This is a genomic window from Bacillus sp. CH_48, assembly GCF_038008465.1.
GTDB lineage: Bacteria > Bacillota > Bacilli > Bacillales > Bacillaceae_G > Bacillus_A > Bacillus_A thuringiensis_S.
Genome location: NZ_JBBOZF010000001.1, coordinates 1,566,203 through 1,585,691, shown reverse-complemented (window position 1 = coordinate 1,585,691; position 19,489 = coordinate 1,566,203). Strand labels below are relative to the sequence as shown.

Below are 19,489 nucleotides of genomic sequence, written 5' to 3'. Positions count from 1 at the left end.
AAAGTGAAGTAAAAGTTGAAGATCATTGCTTCACTTTTACTTCATGCCCAGTTTAAAATTACACCTAAGGAGGTCCTAACATGACCCTTTCAATAGTAGTACCATGCTACAATGAAGAAAAGGTGCTTCGAGCCTTTTATTCAGAGACTTCTCTTGAAATTCATAAATTAACTACCGATTATGAATTTGTTTTTGTTAATGATGGTAGTAAAGATGATACATTAAATATTTTACGTGATTTAGCTAGTTCAGATTCATCAGTACACTATATATCGTTTAGTCGAAACTTCGGAAAAGAAGCTGCAATGTTAGCTGGCTTAAAATACGCTACAGGCGATGCAATCGTTATTATGGATGCTGACTTACAACACCCTCCTACGTTAATAAAAGAACTGTTAGAAGGATATAACGATGGCTACGACCAAGTCATTGCAAAAAGGACAAGAACTGGTGATTCACCCGTTCGCTCTTTCGTCTCTCGTCTTTACTATAAGGTGATGAATAAGTTTGTAGATATTGAATTAGTAGATGGTATTGGTGACTTTAGACTTTTAAGTCGAAGAGCAGTGGATTCATTAGTATCCTTAAGTGAGTACAACCGATTTTCAAAGGGCTTATTCTCTTGGATTGGTTATAACGAATTAATTATTGAATATGAAAATGTATTACGTTCTGATGGAGAAAGTAAATGGACCTTCTCGAAATTATTAAATTACGGAATTGATGGTGTAATTTCATTCAATAATAAACCGTTACGCCTATCTATATATCTTGGATTACTAACAACCATTTTTGGACTTTTATATGTAATCACTACGTTCGTTCAAATTATCCTTGGTGGTGTGGAAGTTCCTGGTTACTTTACTCTCATTTCCGCTATACTATTTATTGGCGGTATTCAACTCATATTCCTAGGTGTTATTGGTGAATATATCGGTCGTATTTATTATGAAACAAAACGTAGACCGCATTTTATTGTAGCTGAAAAGAAAGTTAGTGAAGTTAAACAAAAGGCATAACAAAAAAGTTACTTCTGTAGGTAGAAGTAACTTTTTTATATACTAACATTTACACACCCTTTTTTTGCATAGATATAATCATTTCTTTTAGCCCATTATAATACGAAGTTTTTGGTATATCCCCGATATACCTCTCATATTTCTCCCCGCTTAATACAACTGGTTTTTCCGTCAAATATAGCATTTCCATAAATTCTTTCATCTGCTTATCAAACAAACCAATAAACTGGATCATTCCTCTTTTTACAGTTATTACTCGTTTCGTATATCCCGTTAATTCCCGTATGTGTTGAATCATTTCCTCACCTGTAATAACACCATAACCTGGTATGTTCCAATTTTGTCCATAGGCCTCATCATGTAAAGCTAATTCAACCATTGCTTTTGCACCATCTGGTGTAAAAATATATTCACGGGCAATCTTTTTATCTCCAACAAAGCTAGACATTTTATTTGCAAGTATTCCCTTTAATGTATGATGAACAAGTGTGCTTTCTGCATTTGGACCATAAAAGTCTGGGAAATGAGCAATAAACATTCGTACATTAGCTTGTTTTGCCATCTCTTCAAGTTGTAAACGAATCTTCCCTTTCTTTGTGTGTGGTCTTTTTTTAGCCTCTTCTTTTACAAGCCCTTCCCCTTGCCTTCCATACGCATAAATATTATCAACTATCCCTAGTTTGATACCGTAATGTTTCGATACCTCTAATATGTTTATTAATAATTTCTCTTGCTGTTTCTCCCAATCTGAATACGGAATATTTACAACATGAAATATAATATCAACATCTTTAGCAGCATTCATTATATCCTCTTTTACAAATACATCGCCGGCTACAACTTCTACATGTTTGTTCCCAGAAAATAATGCACCTAATCTCTCCTTATTTCTTGCAAAAGCAACCACATGAATCCCTCGGCCACATAATTCGTTTACAATTGCATAACCCATTGAACCAGAAGCACCTAATACTAAAGCCTTTTTCATTATAAATCCCCTCCTAAATTAATTAACCACTGTTCAATTAATATTAAAAAGAAAATCACTTACATAAGAAGCGATTTTGAAATAAACTCTACATGTACCTTAGCCAAACCTTGTAGTTCTTCAAACGTTTGGCCACTTCTGCAATAATGTGCTACAAATCCATGTAATGATAAAAAAACAGACCATATTATCATCGCATTTAATTCCCCATCACATAAAAAAGAAATAACCTTCGCAAATTTTTCATAACTAACATTAGGACTATTTGCCAAACACTCTTTTAATTCGGCATCTTTAATTAAAAACATAATTTCATAATGACTCTGATTTCTTAGACCAAATTCAATAAAACCGAATAAAACTGCTCTTAGTTGCTCTTCTCTCGATAACTTTTGATTACAAATTTCATCTAACTTTTTGTTTAATAATTGAAAATCCTGTTCCACCATTGCGTAAAATAGCTCTGCTTTGTTTTTAAAATGATAATAAATCGAACCATGGCTATATCCAAGTTCTGTTGCAATTTTGCGCATTGAAGTATGTTGATATCCTTGTGCTATAAATAGCTCCCTAGCTACATTCATAATCATTTCTCTTGTTAGTTCTTGTTTAACTGCTTTCCTTGGCGACATATTTCATACCTCACACATATAATTAACCACTGTTCAATTATATTATATATTTTCAGAAAATTAATGCAACCCTTTTTTTGAAAAAATATACATTTTGAAATGATGGCATTATATGAAAGAATTTAGTATCATGATTCAAGGTACTATTTCAAGTTGGACGGAGGATACTATGAGCTTATTAACAGTTGAAAAATTAGGACATACATTTGGCGATCGTACATTATTTAAAGATGTATCTATGCGATTATTAGCAGGTGAGCACGTTGGATTAGTTGGTGCAAACGGTGTTGGTAAATCAACATTTATGAATATCATTACTGGTCAGCTTATTCATGACGAAGGTCGTGTAGAATGGACACCAGGCACACATTACGGTTACTTAGATCAGCATACGGTTTTAACGCCTGGACGTACAATTCGTGACGTACTAGCGGATGCATTTTTACCGTTATTCGAAAAGGAAACAGCTTTAAATGAAGTTACAGAAAAAATGGGAACTGCTACACCAGAAGAACTAGAAGAACTTCTTGAGCAAATGGCAGAAATACAAGATGCACTTGAAGCAGGTGGTTTCTATTTACTAGATATGAAAATTGAAGAGGCTGCACGTGGTCTTGGAATTGATGCTATTGGTTTAGATCGTGATGTTTCAGCACTAAGTGGTGGACAACGTACAAAAGTATTGCTTGCAAAGCTATTACTTGAACAACCAGAAGTGTTATTGCTTGATGAACCTACTAACTATTTAGACGTTGAACATATTCATTGGTTAACAACTTATTTAAAAGAATACCCACATGCATTCTTATTGATTTCTCATGATACGGAATTTATGAACAAATGTGTTGATGTTATTTTCCATCTAGAATTCACAAAAATGACACGCTATACAGCGACATATGAAAAATTCCTAGAACTAGCAGAAATCAATAAAAATCAACATATAAACGCTTATGAAAAGCAGCGCGAGTTTATCAAAAAGCAAGAAGACTTCATTTCAAAGAACAAGGCTCGTTATTCAACGACAGGTCGTGCAAAGAGTCGTCAAAAACAACTTGATCGCATGGAACTTATTGATCGTCCGGAAACAGCAATCAAACCTGAATTCTCATTTAAAGAAAGTCGTGCAAGTAGTCGCTTCGTCTTTGAAGGTGAAAATGTAGAAATCGGATATACACATCCGCTACTACCAAAGTTATCAATGACAATTGAGCGTGGTGAAAAAATTGCTATTGTTGGATGTAATGGTGTTGGTAAATCAACGCTACTAAAAACAATCTTAGGTAAAATTAAACCTTTAAACGGTAAAACAAGTCTTGGTGACTTCTTAGAGCCTGCATACTTTGAGCAAGAAGTTAAAGCTGATAATATAACACCAATTGATGATGTATGGAATACATTCCCTGGCCTAGACCAGCATCAAATTCGTGCGATGTTAGCAAAATGCGGATTAAAAAATGAACATATTTCTCGTCCATTAAGTCAATTAAGTGGTGGAGAACAAGCAAAGGTTCGTTTATGTAAGCTAATGGGTGAAGAAAGTAACTGGCTACTATTTGATGAGCCGACAAACCATCTTGATGTTACAGCAAAAGAAGAACTTAAGAAGGCTATGAAAGCATATAAAGGAACAATTCTCCTTGTATGTCACGAACCGGAATTCTATGAAGATTGGATCACAAAGGTTTGGGATGTAGAAAAATGGTCTCAAAATAGTAAGTAATCTTTAATAAAAAACTCCTTGTGTAGACAAGGAGTTTTTTATTAAGAATTTTTTATATTGTAGTATCCTATAAGGCGTAAGCGAAATTCTTTTAATTCCGGATAAACCTCTAAATTTGCTAACATACCTCTAATTACCGGAATTCTTGGATTAAGCAATCGCATTTCCGCCTCTAAAACATCTAATGTTACTAGCAGCTCATCGTCCTCTAATTGATCAGCTAGAGTACGCTTAAATCCAATAATTTCTTTTAAAAAATGCTCTTTAACCTGTTCCTTAATGAGCTCTGATTTACAAAGAAATTCTCCAAGCTTTTCTTCGTGTAAAATAGGTTCTTCCGAAGATTCTACCAAGCCATCTACTAAATTATCTACTCTTTTTAAAATAAAAGCAGAGACGTAAGATAAATCAATTTCTGTTGCTTGTAAAATAATTAATTCTAAATACCCACGGCATATGCCTTCCACCATAATTACTAAATCCAATAAATATGGCATAATCTTTTCACCATAAATGGACAATAAACTATTTCGATAAAATGCATGAGACTCTAACTTCATCCGCATCATAAATTCTTCCACTTCTTTATTAAACGGAATCGCATTTTCTCTCGCATGCATAATAATAAACTCTTTATGCTTTTGTATATCATTAAACTGACAATGTAATTGTTTTGCAAATTTTTCACGTGGTAACAAAGACTCTTGCTCAATATCCAGCATTTTCTTTTGAATTTTGTCATAATAATATCGAAGTGTCGCTAATAAAAGCTCATCTTTTGATTTAAAATATAAGTAAAAAGCTCCCTTAGATATACCACTAGCTGTCACAATTTCCTGCACTGATGTCGCATTTACACCCTTAGTAGCAAATAACTTCATAGCCGATTCTATAATTAAACGCTCTTTTTCTTTCATATCTTCTCTCCTAAATTTAATCTCGCATCTTATTATGGATTTATTATACCATCTCTTTTTATTGACGATTGACCAACTGGTCAGTTATATTATGTATTAGACTGACCAGTTGGTCAATATAATACAAAGGGAGCGCAAACATGAACAAAATCATCAATTTCTCGTTAAAAAATAAGTTCGCAGTTTGGCTACTAACCATTATTGTTACTATTGCGGGAATTTACTCTGGCCTCAATATGAAGCTGGAAACAATTCCCGATATTACAACACCGATTGTGACAGTAACTACGGTCTATCCTGGTGCTACACCAGAAGAAGTAGCCGATAAAGTTTCAAAGCCGATGGAAGAACAACTACAAAATTTAAGTGGTGTTAACGTTGTTAGCTCATCATCTTTTCAAAACGCATCTTCTATTCAAGTAGAATACGATTTTGATAAAAATATGGAAAAAGCAGAAACAGAAATTAAAGAAGCTCTCACAAATGTAAAGCTCCCTGACGGTGTTAAAGACCCTAAGGTTTCACGAGTAAACTTCAATGCTTTTCCTGTTATTTCGTTAAGCGTAGCAAGCAAGAATGAATCTTTAGCTACCTTAACTGAAAATGTAGAGAAAAATATTGTACCGGGCTTAAAAGGACTTGATGGTGTTGCATCTGTTCAAATTGCAGGTCAACAAGTAGATGAAGTACAGCTCGTCTTCAAGAAAGATAAAATGAAAGAACTAGGACTAAGTGAAGATACTGTAAAAAATGTAATTAAAGGATCGGATGTATCTTTACCACTTGGCCTATACACGTTTAAAGACACGGAAAAATCAGTTGTTGTAGATGGCAATATTACAACGATTAAAGCATTAAAAGAACTCAAAATCCCAGCTATACCTTCATCACCTAACGGTCAAGGTAGTCAAAATGCTGGCGCTGGTGCACAAACGCCGCAAATGAATCCAGCTGCTATGAACGGAATTCCAACAGTTACATTAGACGAAATTGCTGAAATTAAAGAAGTTGGGAAAGCAGAATCCATTTCTCGAACAAATGGAAAAGAAGCAATTGGAATTCAAATTGTGAAGGCCTCTGATGCAAATACAGTTGATGTTGTAAATGCAGTAAAAGATAAAGTAAAAGATCTTGAGAAAAAATATAAAGATTTAGAGATCATTTCAACATTCGACCAAGGTGCACCTATTGAAAAGTCAGTTGAAACAATGCTAAGCAAAGCAATTTTCGGTGCTATCTTTGCGATTGTTATTATTATGCTGTTCCTACGAAATATTCGAACAACGTTAATCTCTGTCGTTTCAATACCACTTTCGTTATTAATTGCTGTTTTAGTCATAAAGCAAATGGATATTACGCTTAACATTATGACGCTTGGAGCAATGACAGTTGCTATAGGCCGTGTTGTTGATGACTCAATTGTTGTTATTGAAAATATTTACCGACGTATGTCGTTATCAGAAGAGAAATTGCGCGGAAGAGATTTAATTCGTGAAGCTACGAAAGAAATGTTTATTCCGATTATGTCTTCTACCATTGTGACAATCGCTGTATTCTTACCGCTAGGACTTGTAAAAGGTATGATTGGTGAAATGTTCTTACCATTCGCCTTAACTATTGTCTTCGCTTTATTAGCATCATTACTAGTAGCTGTTACAATCGTACCGATGTTAGCTCACTCTTTATTTAAGAAAGAGAGTATGAGAGAAAAAGAAGTACATCATGAAGAAAAACCAAGTAAATTAGCAAATGGGTATAAACGCATACTTGCATGGGCTTTAAATCACAAAATTATTACATCAAGTATCGCTGTCCTTCTATTAGTTGGTAGTCTCGCACTTGTGCCAGTTATCGGTGTAAGTTTCTTACCTTCTGAAGAAGAAAAAATGATTATCGCAACATACAAACCTGAACCAGGTCAAACATTGGAAGACGTTGAAAAAATTGCAACGAAAGCTGAAAAGCACTTCCAAGATAATAAAGACGTGAAAACAATTCAGTTCTCATTAGGTGGAGAGAACCCAATGAGCCCTGGTCAAACAAATCAAGCTATGTTCTTCGTTCAATATGATAACGACACGAAAAACTTTGAAAAAGAGAAAGAACAAGTCGTTAAAGATTTACAGAAGATGTCTGGCAAAGGCGAATGGAAAAACCAAGACTTCGGAGCAAGTGGCGGTAGTAACGAAATTAAACTATACGTTTACGGAGATAGCTCAGAAGACATTAAGCCTGTCGTAAAAGATATTCAAAATATCATGAAGAAAAATAAAGACTTAAAAGATATAGATTCTAGTATTGCAAAAACATATGCAGAGTACACTTTAGTCGCAGATCAAGAAAAGCTAAGTAAAATGGGCTTAACGGCTGCTCAAATTGGAATGGGACTTTCTAATCAACACGATCGCCCTGTTCTGACAACAATTAAAAAAGACGGTAAAGATATCAATGTATATGTAGAAGCTGAAAAACAAAATTATGAAACAATCGATGACTTAACAAATCGCAAAATTACAACACCACTTGGTAATGAAGTAGCTGTGAAAGATGTTATGACTGTAAAAGAAGGTGAAACATCGAATACAGTAACACACCGAGATGGACGTGTTTATGCAGAGGTTAGTGCCAAATTAATATCTGATGACGTTTCAAAAGCATCTACTGCAGTACAAAAAGAAGTAGATAAAATGGATCTTCCTTCTGGGGTAGATGTTTCTATGGGCGGTGTTACTAAAGATATTCAAGAATCATTCAAGCAACTTGGCCTAGCGATGTTAGCTGCGATTGCCATTGTATACTTCGTTCTTGTCGTTACATTTGGCGGTGCCCTTGCACCATTCGCAATTTTATTCTCGCTACCATTCACAATTATTGGGGCCCTTGTTGCCTTATTAATCTCTGGTGAAACATTAAGTGTATCTGCAATGATTGGGGCGCTTATGTTAATCGGTATCGTTGTAACAAACGCAATCGTGCTTATCGACCGCGTTATTCATCAAGAAAATGAAGGTTTATCAACACGTGAAGCTTTATTAGAAGCTGGTGCAACACGCTTGCGTCCAATTTTAATGACTGCAATTGCAACAATCGGAGCTCTTATCCCGCTTGCATTAGGATTTGAAGGTAGCGGCTTAATTTCTAAAGGACTTGGTGTAACAGTAATTGGTGGATTAACAAGTTCAACGTTATTAACACTTCTTATTGTTCCAATTGTTTATGAAGTATTAAGCAAATTTAAAAAGAAAAAAACAAAATAGCAAAAAAATAACCTCGCTAACTGCGAGGTTATTTTTTATTTCCAAACAAGATTAAGAAATCGCCATAACCTTCTTTCTCTAATTCCTCTTTTGGAATAAATCTAAGAGCTGCGGAATTAATGCAGTAACGAAGCCCATTCGGTCCTGGACCGTCTGGAAATACATGCCCAAGATGCGAATCTCCCTCTTTACTTCTCACTTCTGTACGTGTCATATTATGACTCACATCCATCTTTTCTTTCACACTTGCTGACATAACTGGTTTTGTAAAACTAGGCCATCCACATCCACTATCAAATTTATCTAGAGAAGTAAACAACGGCTCACCTGAAACGATATCTACATAAAGACCTTCCTCTTTATGGTTCCAATACTCATTTCGAAATGGTGGTTCTGTACCATTTTCCTGTGTTACATAAAACTGCATCTCATTGAGTTTTTCTTTTAAATGAGCATTATCCTTTGGCCAATGTTCCTTAATAAAAGCATCTCGTCCTGAGCCTTTACGATATAACTCATAGCGGAATGTGTTTTTCTTATGATATCCTTGGTGATATTCTTCAGCTGGATAAAATGTAGCTGCTGGTAGTATTTTTGTCGCAATTGGTTTCGAAAAGCGCCCACTCTGCTCAAGCTCTTCTTTTGAAGCTTCTGCTTTTTTATGTTGTTCTTCATTATGATAAAAAATCACCGTTTCATAAGACTGTCCGCGGTCATGGAATTGTCCCCCAATATCGGTCGGATCAATTTGTCTCCAATATATATTTAACAATTCCTCATACGGCATTTTATTTGCATCAAATGTAATTTGTACCGCTTCATAATGTCCTGTTGTTTCCGAGCACACTTCTTTATACGTTGGGTCCTCTTTATGACCGCCTGTATAACCTGAAACAACCTGTATAATTCCCTCCATCTCTTCAAATGGAGAAACCATACACCAAAAACACCCTCCAGCAAATGTAGCCAATTCTACCTTTTCATTTACAGCCATTACTTCACCCCTATTCTATATTCTCCTTACAGTATGGCATAAGAAACATAATGTTATAAAAGAAAAAGCATCGAACATCGATGCTTTTTCTCTACTTCACTTTATTTTGTTCCAACATCCTTCTCCATTTCATCACTTGTCACATCTAAGACATCTAATAAGAAAATGAAAATTGGAATACCGATAATCAGTCCCCATACACCTAAGAAGTGCTCTGAGAAAATTAATACCATAAAAGTATAGAAAATCGGTAAATTTGTTTTTTGCGACATAAACTTCGGATTTAATACGTAACTTTCAAGCGCATGAATAACTGTTACGATAACTAAAATATAAACAACGTACATAATACCGCCAATATTGTAAGCAATCATACAAAGTGGGAATAACGAAATGATAACCCCCGCTACTGGAATTAAGCCAAGCAAGAAAATCATTAACGCTAAACCTAATAATTGTGGGAATCCTAATATCCATAATGCGATAACTGAAAGAACACAGTTAACAACAGCAATTAAAAATTGTGCTTCGATTACCTTTCCAAATGAACGTGCAAATTTCTTTCCGAAGTACTCAATTTCAGTATAGAAAATTGCAAGCCTGCTTTCTTTAAACTTTACAGTAAAACCAACAATACGAGATTTTTCTAGTAAGAAAAACAAACTCAAAATTAAAGAAAGTAAAACTTGAAGGCCAAATTTACCAACATTCGTAATCGATTTATACAAAATGTCTACGCCTTGTCCTACATATTTAGAAAGCTCCATATGATTGACAGCATTAACTGCATACTTAATTAGTTCACTATCTGGTGGGTTTCTTAAAAATACATTGAATTGGTAAATCAATTGTGAAATTTGTATCGTTAATACTGGTAAATATTTAAATAGCGTAATAGCAATTCCACCAATTAACATTACATATAGAAATGCTATAATAATTTTTCGATTAATAGGCATGAAATGATCTAATTTGCGGGAAATAAACTTTTGGAATCGATCCATTAAATACGTGAGAATAAACGTAATTAATATTAAATTCAACATACTTTGCAGCCCGTATAACACGAGAGCAAGTATTACTAATACGAGTAACCTCTGAAATCCTTTGCTTTGAAACAGGTTTTTTATTTGCATAATCGACGAATACTCTCTCCTGTCCTATAAACTAAAACGTTAATAAGTAGATTTCTCTCTTTTCTACTTTTAAATTATTCATTCATATTAAGATTTTTATAAACTCATTATATGCCTATCTTAACAGGTATATAGTAGATTACTTCTTATTTTACAATACAATGACCTAATTCAAAACGTATTCTACATAGTATTAATGAAGATTTAAGGAAACTTACATTTTTTTAAATAGGTCTTACCACTACTGTAACATAAAAAGCAAGCTATCAGTAGAAATCTGTCCTACAAATAGCTTGCTTTTCTTATTTTTTAAGTAAGTTTTACTATCCAATGAATGGCATAAACATTGGGATGACAACTACTGTTACAACCCCAACTACCGTTACAGCAATACTTGCCATCGCTGCCTCTACCTCACCCATTTCAATTCCTACTGCAACTCCTAATGCATGGCCCGCTGTTCCAAGTGCTAAACCTTTTGCAATCGGATGCTTAACTCTAAATGTTTTTAAGAATAATGCCCCTAATGCGTATACGATAACTGCGTTGAAAATAACTGCAAACGATGTAATTGCTGGAATACCACCAATACTTTCTGAGATTGGTAACGCAATTGCTGTTGTTGCTGCTTGTGGTAGCATTGAATTCATTACTGCTGTATCTAAACCGATTGCTTTTGCAACAATGAACACGACAATTACTGAGCAAATAGATCCCACCACGATAGCCGATAAAATTTGCCACCAATATTTTTTCAACTTATCCACTTGCTTGTATAGTGGGATAGCGAATGCAATTGTTGCTGGTTCTAAGAAGAAACTAATCATTTTTCCGCCAGTATTATATTCTTCAAAAGTAAAGTTACCTACCTTTAGAAAGACAATCCCTAATACCATCGCTACAAATAATGGTGTAAATAAGAAGAATCCTTTTGAATGCTTGAATAATAACGTTCCGATCCCGTATGCGATTAATGAAACGACGATTCCGAAATATGGAGTCATTGTGCTTGCCATATTCATTACCTCCTAACAATATATAAATGCAATGGTTACGCAACCTTTCCGTGCTTGCGTCCTTTATTTACTACTTTCAATTCTTTTGTATCTTCTGTTTCTTTTTCATCTTTTCCTAAAATAAATTGTGCAAATAATCCTGTTACAGCTAGTAAAATAACTGTTGCTACAACAATTACAGTTAAAATTTGTACAAAATATTGTCCCATTACACCAAGAGAATTAATAACTGAAATACCTGATGGGACGAAAAGGAATCCGATAATACCTGTTAAAGCTGTTCCAAGTGATTCAACTTGCTCCAATTTAATAACTTTTAAACATAATAGACTAAATAAAATAACTAACCCGATTACCGATGAAGGCATCGGAATTGGTAAATGTGTTGCAATAATATTAGAAATTAACATAATAGCTGAGAATATGAATGCTTGTGATAAGAAACTGTATACTTTTTTCGTACTCATTTTGGCCACCTCTTTCGATTTGGTACCTTTATTGTATAAGATGTAAGTAACGAGGTAAGCGTTTACATAACAGAACGTCAAATATACAGAATCAGTTACAAATATAAAAGGATGAAATACAAAAGCTGCTTCTTAAATACGAAGCAGCTTCTTGAGTTCTTTGGCATATGTACGGCTAACAGGTACTTTCGATCCTTCTTTCATGATTAAATTATAAGTAGAATTGAACCATGGCTGAATTTCAGTAATATGATTAATATTTGCAATAAAGCTACGATGGACGCGCATGAAGTTTGCTTGTGGTAACTTCTTCTCTAAAATTACAAGTGTATCATGTGTTACATATGTTTCCCTCATTGTTTTTACTGTTACTTTCCCATCTACAAGCCCTACATATATAATATCTTCAATATTCACAAGTACGATTGATTCTTCAATTGGTAATGCTAATTTATGCATCTCTGCTGTTACATCTGTCCCCTTTATTTCGTGCTTCGTTTCTATTTGCGCTTGTTTTTGTTTTTTATACTTCTTTAATGTTTGCACAATACGCTCTTCATCAAATGGTTTTAAAATGTAGTCTAACGCATCTACTTCAAATGCTTGCAACGCATATTGATCATAGGCAGTAGCAAATACAATTGCAGGTGGATTTTTCATCTTCTTTAATATATTCGCGATTTCAAATCCGTTATCATCGGATAATTGAATATCTAAAAATACAATATCTGGTCTACATTGCATTAGTTCTTCTAATGCGTCTTCCACACAATCAGCCTCACCAACTATCTCAACTTCTTTCGTTCTCTCTAATAAATACTTTAGTTCATCACGTGCTAACATTTCATCGTCAACTACTAATACTTTTAACACCTGGCTCTTCCTCCCCTACTTTTTTTGGAATAATAAAGGTAATCTCCGTCCCTTTATTTAATTCACTTTCGATATGAAGCATCGTTTTTTTCCCAAATAACCCAATAAGACGTTCATTAATATTATATAAAGCTGTTCCAGTCCCTTTCTTTGAAGAAACTACCATCTTTCCTAATTGTTCTAAACGTTCTTCCTCAATTCCCTGTCCATTATCTTTTACTTCAAAGTGAACCATACCCTCTTTTTCAAAAACATGCACTTCCACTTCACACACTGGTTGCTTCTTCGGAAAAGCATGTCGCAATGCATTTTCAACCAATAGTTGAAGAACAAATGGTGGTACTAAAGTTGTCTTTAGCTCATCCTCAATATACATCTTTACCTCATACTTATTTGGGAACCTTGCTTGTTCTAGTGATAAGTATGCCTGTACATGGTTTAATTCTTGTTCCAGTGGAATCAATAACTGACGTGCTCCTTGCAAATTACAACGGAAATACACGCTAAGCTGTAATAATAACTTCCTTGCTTTTTCTACATCTGTTCGGCATAAAGCTGATACTGTATTAATCGCATTAAATAAAAAGTGCGGGTTAATTTGCGCTTGTAATGCTTTTATCTCCGCATCTTGAAGTAATTTACTTTGCAACTCAGCTTCTCCTAACTCTAACTGCGTGGAGAATATTTTTGCTAACCCTTCTGCTAATTCTTCTTCAACGCGACTTAACTGGTTAGAATTTTTGAAATACAGTTTTAATGTCCCTATCGTATTTCCATGTGAAGTTAGTGGAATAACAATAGCGGCTTGTAAGGGACAGCCTTCATGTTGGCAATTAATAACCTCACGTGATTTCGCCTTCATTATTTGCCCTGTATGTAAAACTTCTTTTGATAAACCAGTTATTAAACTATGTGAAGGAATATGGTGATCTGATGCTAATCCAACGTGTGCTAATATTTTCTCTGTATCTGTTAAAGATACCGCATCTGTTCCTGTAAAGCGGTGAATAATTTGTGCCACATGCTTACACGATTCTTCTGTTAAGCCTTGACGAAAATACGGTAACGTTTTATCAGCAATACGCAATACTTTATGAGTCTGAAGTGCTTTTGCATTCTCCTCCTGACGCAAAATAGCTTGTATCATAGAAAGTAAAATAAAACTTCCAAAACTATTTACAAGAATCATCGGTATCGCTATTGTTTTCACAACGCTAATTCCATCCTCTATAATTAATAAAATCATAAGCATTTCTAAAGATACGATAAAAATACTTAAAACTGCTGAAAACTTAGGAGTAATTGTACGGTTATATTTTTTGAAAATATATCCGATATAACCAGTTATAATCCCCGCTAAAATAGAAGAGATTGCGCAACTTAGCGCTGTCGTACCACCAAGCATATAACGATGAATACCAGCAATAAACCCTACTCCAATCCCTACGATAGGGCCACCAAGTAAGCCGCTAATACCAACACCCATAATACGCGTATTCGCAATTGTACTTGACGAAGAAACACCTTGTAACCAATTTTCATTCATAATTGTATTTCCCGCTATTTCAATCCCAGTGTAATTGCTTACAATTGTAAATACCGAAAAAATACAAATAAGCTTAAGCTTATCTACATAGCCATCCTGTTTATGAAGGAGGCGCCTGAAAGTTTTAATATGAGAGAGTAAAAATCCTAAAATAACTATAAGTCCGACTCGTTCAATCATCATGAGTACTAAATTTAGCATCTTTGATTCATTCCTTTTTATTTAGTTAGTTTTATTATGGGAAAATAATGAAGCCGACGTCAAGAAGAACGAAATGTTTTTTGAAATATTTCACACATAATAACTTCCTCTTTATTTGACAATCCAATAGAAGAGTGCTAAAAATAAAGTAATATAATACAGTCCTTTAACCCAACCCCGTGAGGTTGAGAAGGAAGTCGGAATACAATATACGTATGTTCTTTTTTGGGGATACGTATGCTTTTTTGGCCTTCTCATCATATCAGGTGAGAAGGCCTTTTGTTATTCTTCCATAGCGACTGTAGAAAATAAGGAGGAGTAATAATGAACGTCACTACTGATGTACAACAAACAACAGAGGAGACGAAAGCGAAAAGGTATAAAACATTATTTGGTTCTGCGCTAGGATATGCAGCAGAAGGTTTAGATATGTTGCTATTATCTTTCGTACTTGTCTATATTTTAAAAGAGTTTCACTTAAGTCCTGTTGAAGGTGGAAACTTAACATTAGCTACCACAATAGGGATGTTAATTGGTTCTTATTTATTTGGATTTATTGCTGATTTATTTGGCCGTATTCGTACAATGGCCTTCACAATCTTACTGTTTTCACTAGCAACCGCACTCATTTATTTCGCAACAGACTACTGGCAATTATTAATTCTTCGCTTTTTAGTTGGAATGGGAGTTGGTGGTGAATTCGGAATCGGAATGGCCATTGTAACAGAAACATGGTCTAAAGAAATGCGCGCTAAAGCGACATCTGTTGTTGCACTTGGGTGGCAATTTGGTGTACTGATTGCTTCACTCCTTCCAGCATTTATTGTCCCACACTTTGGATGGAGAGCCGTTTTCTTATTTGGATTAATTCCAGCTTTACTAGCTGTCTATGTCCGTAAAAGTTTAAGTGAACCGAAAATATGGGAGCAAAAACAACGCTACAAAAACGAACTATTGCAAAAAGAAGCTACAGGTAAATTAACAACTACTGAAGCAGAACAACTAAAACATATAAAAAAATTCCCACTTCGAAAATTATTTGCCAATAAAAAAGTAACAATCACAACAATCGGTCTTATTATTATGTCGTTTATCCAGAACTTCGGATATTACGGCATCTTCACATGGATGCCAACTATTTTAGCAAATAAATATAACTATACATTAGCAAAAGCGAGTGGCTGGATGTTCATTTCTACCATCGGTATGCTAATTGGAATTGCAATCTTTGGTATTCTGGCTGATAAAATTGGTCGTCGTAAAACTTTTGCAATTTATTATATTGGTGGTACAGTATACTGTCTCATTTACTTCTTCTTATTCACAGATTCCACATTATTATTATGGGGAAGTGCATTGCTTGGATTCTTTGCAAATGGAATGATGGGAGGGTTTGGGGCAATTTTAGCTGAAAACTACCCTGCTGAAGCTCGCTCTACCGCAGAAAACTTTATTTTCGGTACAGGACGTGGGTTAGCTGGATTTGGGCCTGTTATTATCGGCTTACTCGCTACAGGCGGCAACCTGCTTGGAGCATTGTCCTTGATTTTTATCATCTACCCAATCGGGTTAATTACAATGCTAATATGTGTACCAGAAACAAAGGGAAAAGTATTAGATTAAACGTAAAAGAGGAAGCATCTTATTTAAGATGCTTCCTCTTTTACGTTTTTATTTATTTTGATTTACTAGCCTTCTGAAATAAGAATGCAGTTTTATCTTCTTCTTTTACAATACCTTGTTTTAATGCTAATTCTCCCGCAACTTTAGGCGCTAACCATAGCATTGGGAATAATAAAATTGATACCGGAACTGCCGTCACTACGATAAACGATTGTAGCGCATTAATACTTCCTTCACCCATATATAAAAGAATTGCTGCAACTGCTCCCATAATAAGCGACCAAAATATTCGCAAACTAATTCTAGGATCTCCGTCTCCAGTCACTGCCATTGAAATGGAATACGCCATTGAATCTCCTGTTGTCACTACAAATAAAATTGTTAATAAAAGAAATGCTGGTCCAATAATATTAGAAAGTGGCAATTGCCCTGTAATTGCAATCATAGCTGCCGGCATACCAGATTCACTTAATGCGTCCGAGATAGAACCAGGATTCATTAACTCATAAAACACACCTGATCCACCTAATATAGTAAACCAAAACGTTGTAATAATAGGTGCGATAATTCCAATTGCAACGATGATTTCTCGAATCGTTCTCCCTCTTGAAATTCGACTCACTAAAATTGCCATCATTGGTCCGTATCCAATAAACCATCCCCAGAAAAAGATTGTCCAAGATCCTAACCAACTTGTATCACCACGGTATGTGCTCATCGGTATAAACTCACTTACATAAAATCCAAACGAAGAAACAAACGAATCAATAATAAATCCACCTGGCCCAAATAGTAATATGAATGCCATTAACAAAATTGCTAATCTAACATTTAAATTACTTATAATTTGAATCCCTTTATCAATACCTGTTACTGCCGATATGGTAGACACGGCCACTACACAAACAATAATTGCCAATTGAGTAGTAAACACATCAGAAATTCCAAATAATTCTTGTAACCCATAACTTGCTTGTAAACCTAAAAATCCAATGGGGCCAATTGTACCTGCAGCTACTGCAATAATTGCAGCTGCATCAATTATCGTTCCAAGCAGGCTCTTTCTTAATTTTTCCCCAAAAATAGGATATAAAAGCGTTCGAGGTTTTAGCGGCATACCTTTATGATAATGTCCATACATCATAACTACCGCACTAATTGTACCTAAAATCGTCCATGCTAAAAATCCCCAATGCATATAACTTTGTGCTAAAGCAGGCATGACTGCTTCTTTCGTTCCAGCAGATATACCATCATGTATTGGTGGCACCGTCATCAAATGGTACATTGGCTCTGCTGCTGCCCAAAAAACGCCACCTCCGGCAAGTAATGTAGACATAATAATAGCAAGCCATTTTGCCGTACTAATCTCAGGTTTTTCTAATCCCCCAAGTTTAACTCTCCCATATTTGGAGAACGCCATACACATCGCAACAATAAATGTACCTAATAATAAAACTTGCCAGAAGGCACCAAAATATTTAATTGAAAAAGCGAAACTGTTATTAATCGCACTCTCTACATAATCCTTGTTCAAAAAAACTGCAATTACAAATAATAAAAGTGAACCACCGCTAATAATAAATACAGGCCAATCAGTTTTTCGACTCTTCATCCTCATTTACACTTCCTCCTTCCTCAGCAATCTAAAAAAACAACTTTATTATGTTTTATTGTTTAAACCCAAAACAAAATAATTATATATGCATAACATTTTATCGACTTCCCACATACTTATGTTGTCCCTAAAAATATGCCAAATCCCTTATTAAAAAGAAAAAATCTCTTTCTCTTACATAAAAAAGCAAAACAAAAGACCTTATATTTCTATAAGGTCTTCGAAACAGAAATTTGATTATAACATAAGGAACTCCTTGGTTCAAAAATCCTCTTCCAAAAATAACCGAGAGTAAAGGCTTCCATTTGCTACATAACAGTAATTAAAAAAATTATATTTTGCAGAAAAAAACTGCACTAAATATTATTTATGAAAGAAATTTGGCTTCAAAATTTCATTCGGATACGGTTTGTGATAAATATGAGTGGTAGCTGGAGATAATGGTGGAATAAGCCACACCCAATTACCTGTTACAACACGACCACAAGCAGCTTCTTGCTTCTCAAATTGCTGAAATTGTTGTGCAGCAGTATGATGATCAACAATACTAACTCCTTGTTTTTTAAAAGAGTGTAGTACGGCAATATTCAACTCAATTAGCGCCTTATCCTTCCATAACGTACCGTTTCTCGATGTATCTAAATCCATCATCTCCGCAACAGCCGGAAGTAAATTATAACGATCATGATCCGCTAAGTTGCGCGCCCCGATTTCTGTTCCCATATACCATCCATTGAACGGAGCAGCTGTATAAGAAATACCGCCAATTTCTAAGCACATATCCGAGATCATTGGAACCCCATACCATTTTGCTCCAAGTGATGAAATAGGGTATTCTGGGTGTTCAATTGGCACTTCTTTTACTTCTTTCCTCGGAATTTCTTTATATGTAGGCGCCTTCCCGTTTATAGAAAACACAAGTGGCAATACATCGAAATTCGTACCTTCTCCTTGCCAGCCAAGCTCCTGACAAAAGTCCGTAAATGTAGCGGAATGAGAGTCACCGATCACTCCCATTTCTGTTTTATATCCTGCATATCGAATCAATTGGTGATTATAAATTCGTATATTATTTTCCTCACCTTGATATTGCTTAAAAATCGTAATGGTTGGTTTAACTTTCCCGTCGTTCGTTGCATATTTAATATGATGAATTAATGCATTATATACACCCTCTTCATCATTTACTTCGCGCGCATCTAATATGTGCATCTTACTCCAAAATAGTCTTCCAATACATCTATTACTGTTACGCCATGCCATTCGTGAACCATGAACAAGTTCTTCAAATGTATGCTCATATGTCCCTGTCTTCTCTACCTCAATTTGAATTTCTTTTATACGTTCTTCTATCAATTGTTCTTTATGAAGCTCTTTATAACAAATCGTAATAAAATTACTTGCTTCCTCTATTAATTGTTTCGTTTCACTCATAAACAATCTCCTTCTATTTCAACAAAACCCTGATACTTTACAGTA

At 34.9% G+C, this 19,489-nt stretch carries 15 protein-coding genes; 4 read left to right on the top strand and 11 right to left on the bottom strand.

Annotated elements, in window-relative coordinates; all coding sequences use genetic code 11:
- Positions 1–80: 80 nt before the first annotated feature.
- On the top strand, positions 81–1,019 hold the full coding sequence (locus tag N2V92_RS07820; RefSeq protein ID WP_000175828.1) for a glycosyltransferase family 2 protein: 939 nt from the start codon (positions 81–83) through the stop codon (positions 1,017–1,019).
- Positions 1,020–1,068: 49 nt separating this feature from the next.
- Here the strand turns inward: N2V92_RS07820 and N2V92_RS07815 are convergent, their stop codons facing one another.
- Both N2V92_RS07815 and N2V92_RS07810 read right to left on the bottom strand, forming a co-directional pair.
- Entirely contained in the window at positions 1,069–2,007 is a 939-nt protein-coding gene (locus N2V92_RS07815; protein WP_000709952.1) for an NAD-dependent epimerase/dehydratase family protein, read from the bottom strand.
- Positions 2,008–2,066: 59 nt separating this feature from the next.
- Positions 2,067–2,639 (bottom strand): TetR/AcrR family transcriptional regulator, encoded by a 573-nt coding sequence (locus tag N2V92_RS07810; protein ID WP_000074952.1) that lies wholly within the window; start codon positions 2,637–2,639, stop codon positions 2,067–2,069.
- Between the two features lie 169 nt (positions 2,640–2,808).
- On the opposite strand from N2V92_RS07810, the gene N2V92_RS07805 reads away from it, so the two are divergent.
- Positions 2,809–4,362: an ABC-F family ATP-binding cassette domain-containing protein gene (locus tag N2V92_RS07805; RefSeq protein ID WP_016078225.1), complete on the top strand. Its 1,554-nt coding sequence runs from the start codon at positions 2,809–2,811 to the stop codon at positions 4,360–4,362.
- Between the two features lie 41 nt (positions 4,363–4,403).
- Here N2V92_RS07805 and N2V92_RS07800 read toward each other — a convergent pair whose 3' ends face one another.
- On the bottom strand, positions 4,404–5,279 hold the full coding sequence (locus N2V92_RS07800) for a TetR/AcrR family transcriptional regulator (RefSeq protein WP_000659642.1): 876 nt from the start codon (positions 5,277–5,279) through the stop codon (positions 4,404–4,406).
- Between the two features lie 140 nt (positions 5,280–5,419).
- Here N2V92_RS07800 and N2V92_RS07795 point away from each other — a divergent pair, with 140 nt between their 5' ends.
- Positions 5,420–8,536 carry an efflux RND transporter permease subunit gene (locus N2V92_RS07795; RefSeq protein WP_016078226.1) on the top strand — a complete coding sequence of 1,039 codons (3,117 nt, stop codon included), beginning with the start codon at positions 5,420–5,422 and terminating at the stop codon, positions 8,534–8,536.
- Positions 8,537–8,564: 28 nt separating this feature from the next.
- On the opposite strand, the gene msrB is transcribed toward N2V92_RS07795, so the two are convergent.
- The 6 genes from msrB to lytS form a co-directional block, all read right to left on the bottom strand.
- The gene (gene msrB, locus N2V92_RS07790) at positions 8,565–9,530 is read right to left on the bottom strand and encodes a peptide-methionine (R)-S-oxide reductase MsrB (RefSeq protein ID WP_016099345.1); all 966 of its coding nucleotides are present in this window, start codon (positions 9,528–9,530) and stop codon (positions 8,565–8,567) included.
- A gap of 101 nt (positions 9,531–9,631) precedes the next feature.
- Positions 9,632–10,666 (bottom strand): AI-2E family transporter, encoded by a 1,035-nt coding sequence (locus N2V92_RS07785; RefSeq protein WP_001166012.1) that lies wholly within the window; start codon positions 10,664–10,666, stop codon positions 9,632–9,634.
- 323 nt (positions 10,667–10,989) lie between these two features.
- On the bottom strand, positions 10,990–11,682 hold the full coding sequence (gene lrgB, locus N2V92_RS07780) for an antiholin-like protein LrgB (protein ID WP_000168869.1): 693 nt from the start codon (positions 11,680–11,682) through the stop codon (positions 10,990–10,992).
- Between the two features lie 35 nt (positions 11,683–11,717).
- Positions 11,718–12,149 (bottom strand): antiholin-like murein hydrolase modulator LrgA, encoded by a 432-nt coding sequence (lrgA, locus tag N2V92_RS07775; RefSeq protein WP_000104901.1) that lies wholly within the window; start codon positions 12,147–12,149, stop codon positions 11,718–11,720.
- Between the two features lie 132 nt (positions 12,150–12,281).
- Positions 12,282–13,022: a LytR/AlgR family response regulator transcription factor gene (locus tag N2V92_RS07770; protein ID WP_000921846.1), complete on the bottom strand. Its 741-nt coding sequence runs from the start codon at positions 13,020–13,022 to the stop codon at positions 12,282–12,284.
- On the bottom strand, positions 13,000–14,769 hold the full coding sequence (gene lytS, locus N2V92_RS07765; RefSeq protein ID WP_016078228.1) for a two-component system sensor histidine kinase LytS: 1,770 nt from the start codon (positions 14,767–14,769) through the stop codon (positions 13,000–13,002). The genes N2V92_RS07770 and lytS overlap by 23 nt, the downstream gene beginning before the upstream one ends.
- Positions 14,770–15,093: 324 nt before the next feature.
- Between lytS and N2V92_RS07760 the strand changes: the two genes are divergently transcribed.
- The gene (locus tag N2V92_RS07760; RefSeq protein ID WP_016078229.1) at positions 15,094–16,392 is read left to right on the top strand and encodes an MFS transporter; all 1,299 of its coding nucleotides are present in this window, start codon (positions 15,094–15,096) and stop codon (positions 16,390–16,392) included.
- Positions 16,393–16,444: 52 nt separating this feature from the next.
- Here the strand turns inward: N2V92_RS07760 and N2V92_RS07755 are convergent, their stop codons facing one another.
- Both N2V92_RS07755 and N2V92_RS07750 read right to left on the bottom strand, forming a co-directional pair.
- A complete protein-coding gene (locus tag N2V92_RS07755; protein WP_001242450.1) occupies positions 16,445–18,013 on the bottom strand; it encodes a BCCT family transporter in 1,569 nt (522 codons plus the stop codon).
- 360 nt (positions 18,014–18,373) lie between these two features.
- On the bottom strand, positions 18,374–19,444 hold the full coding sequence (locus tag N2V92_RS07750; RefSeq protein WP_000005086.1) for a nitric oxide synthase oxygenase: 1,071 nt from the start codon (positions 19,442–19,444) through the stop codon (positions 18,374–18,376).
- Positions 19,445–19,489: the final 45 nt, after the last annotated feature.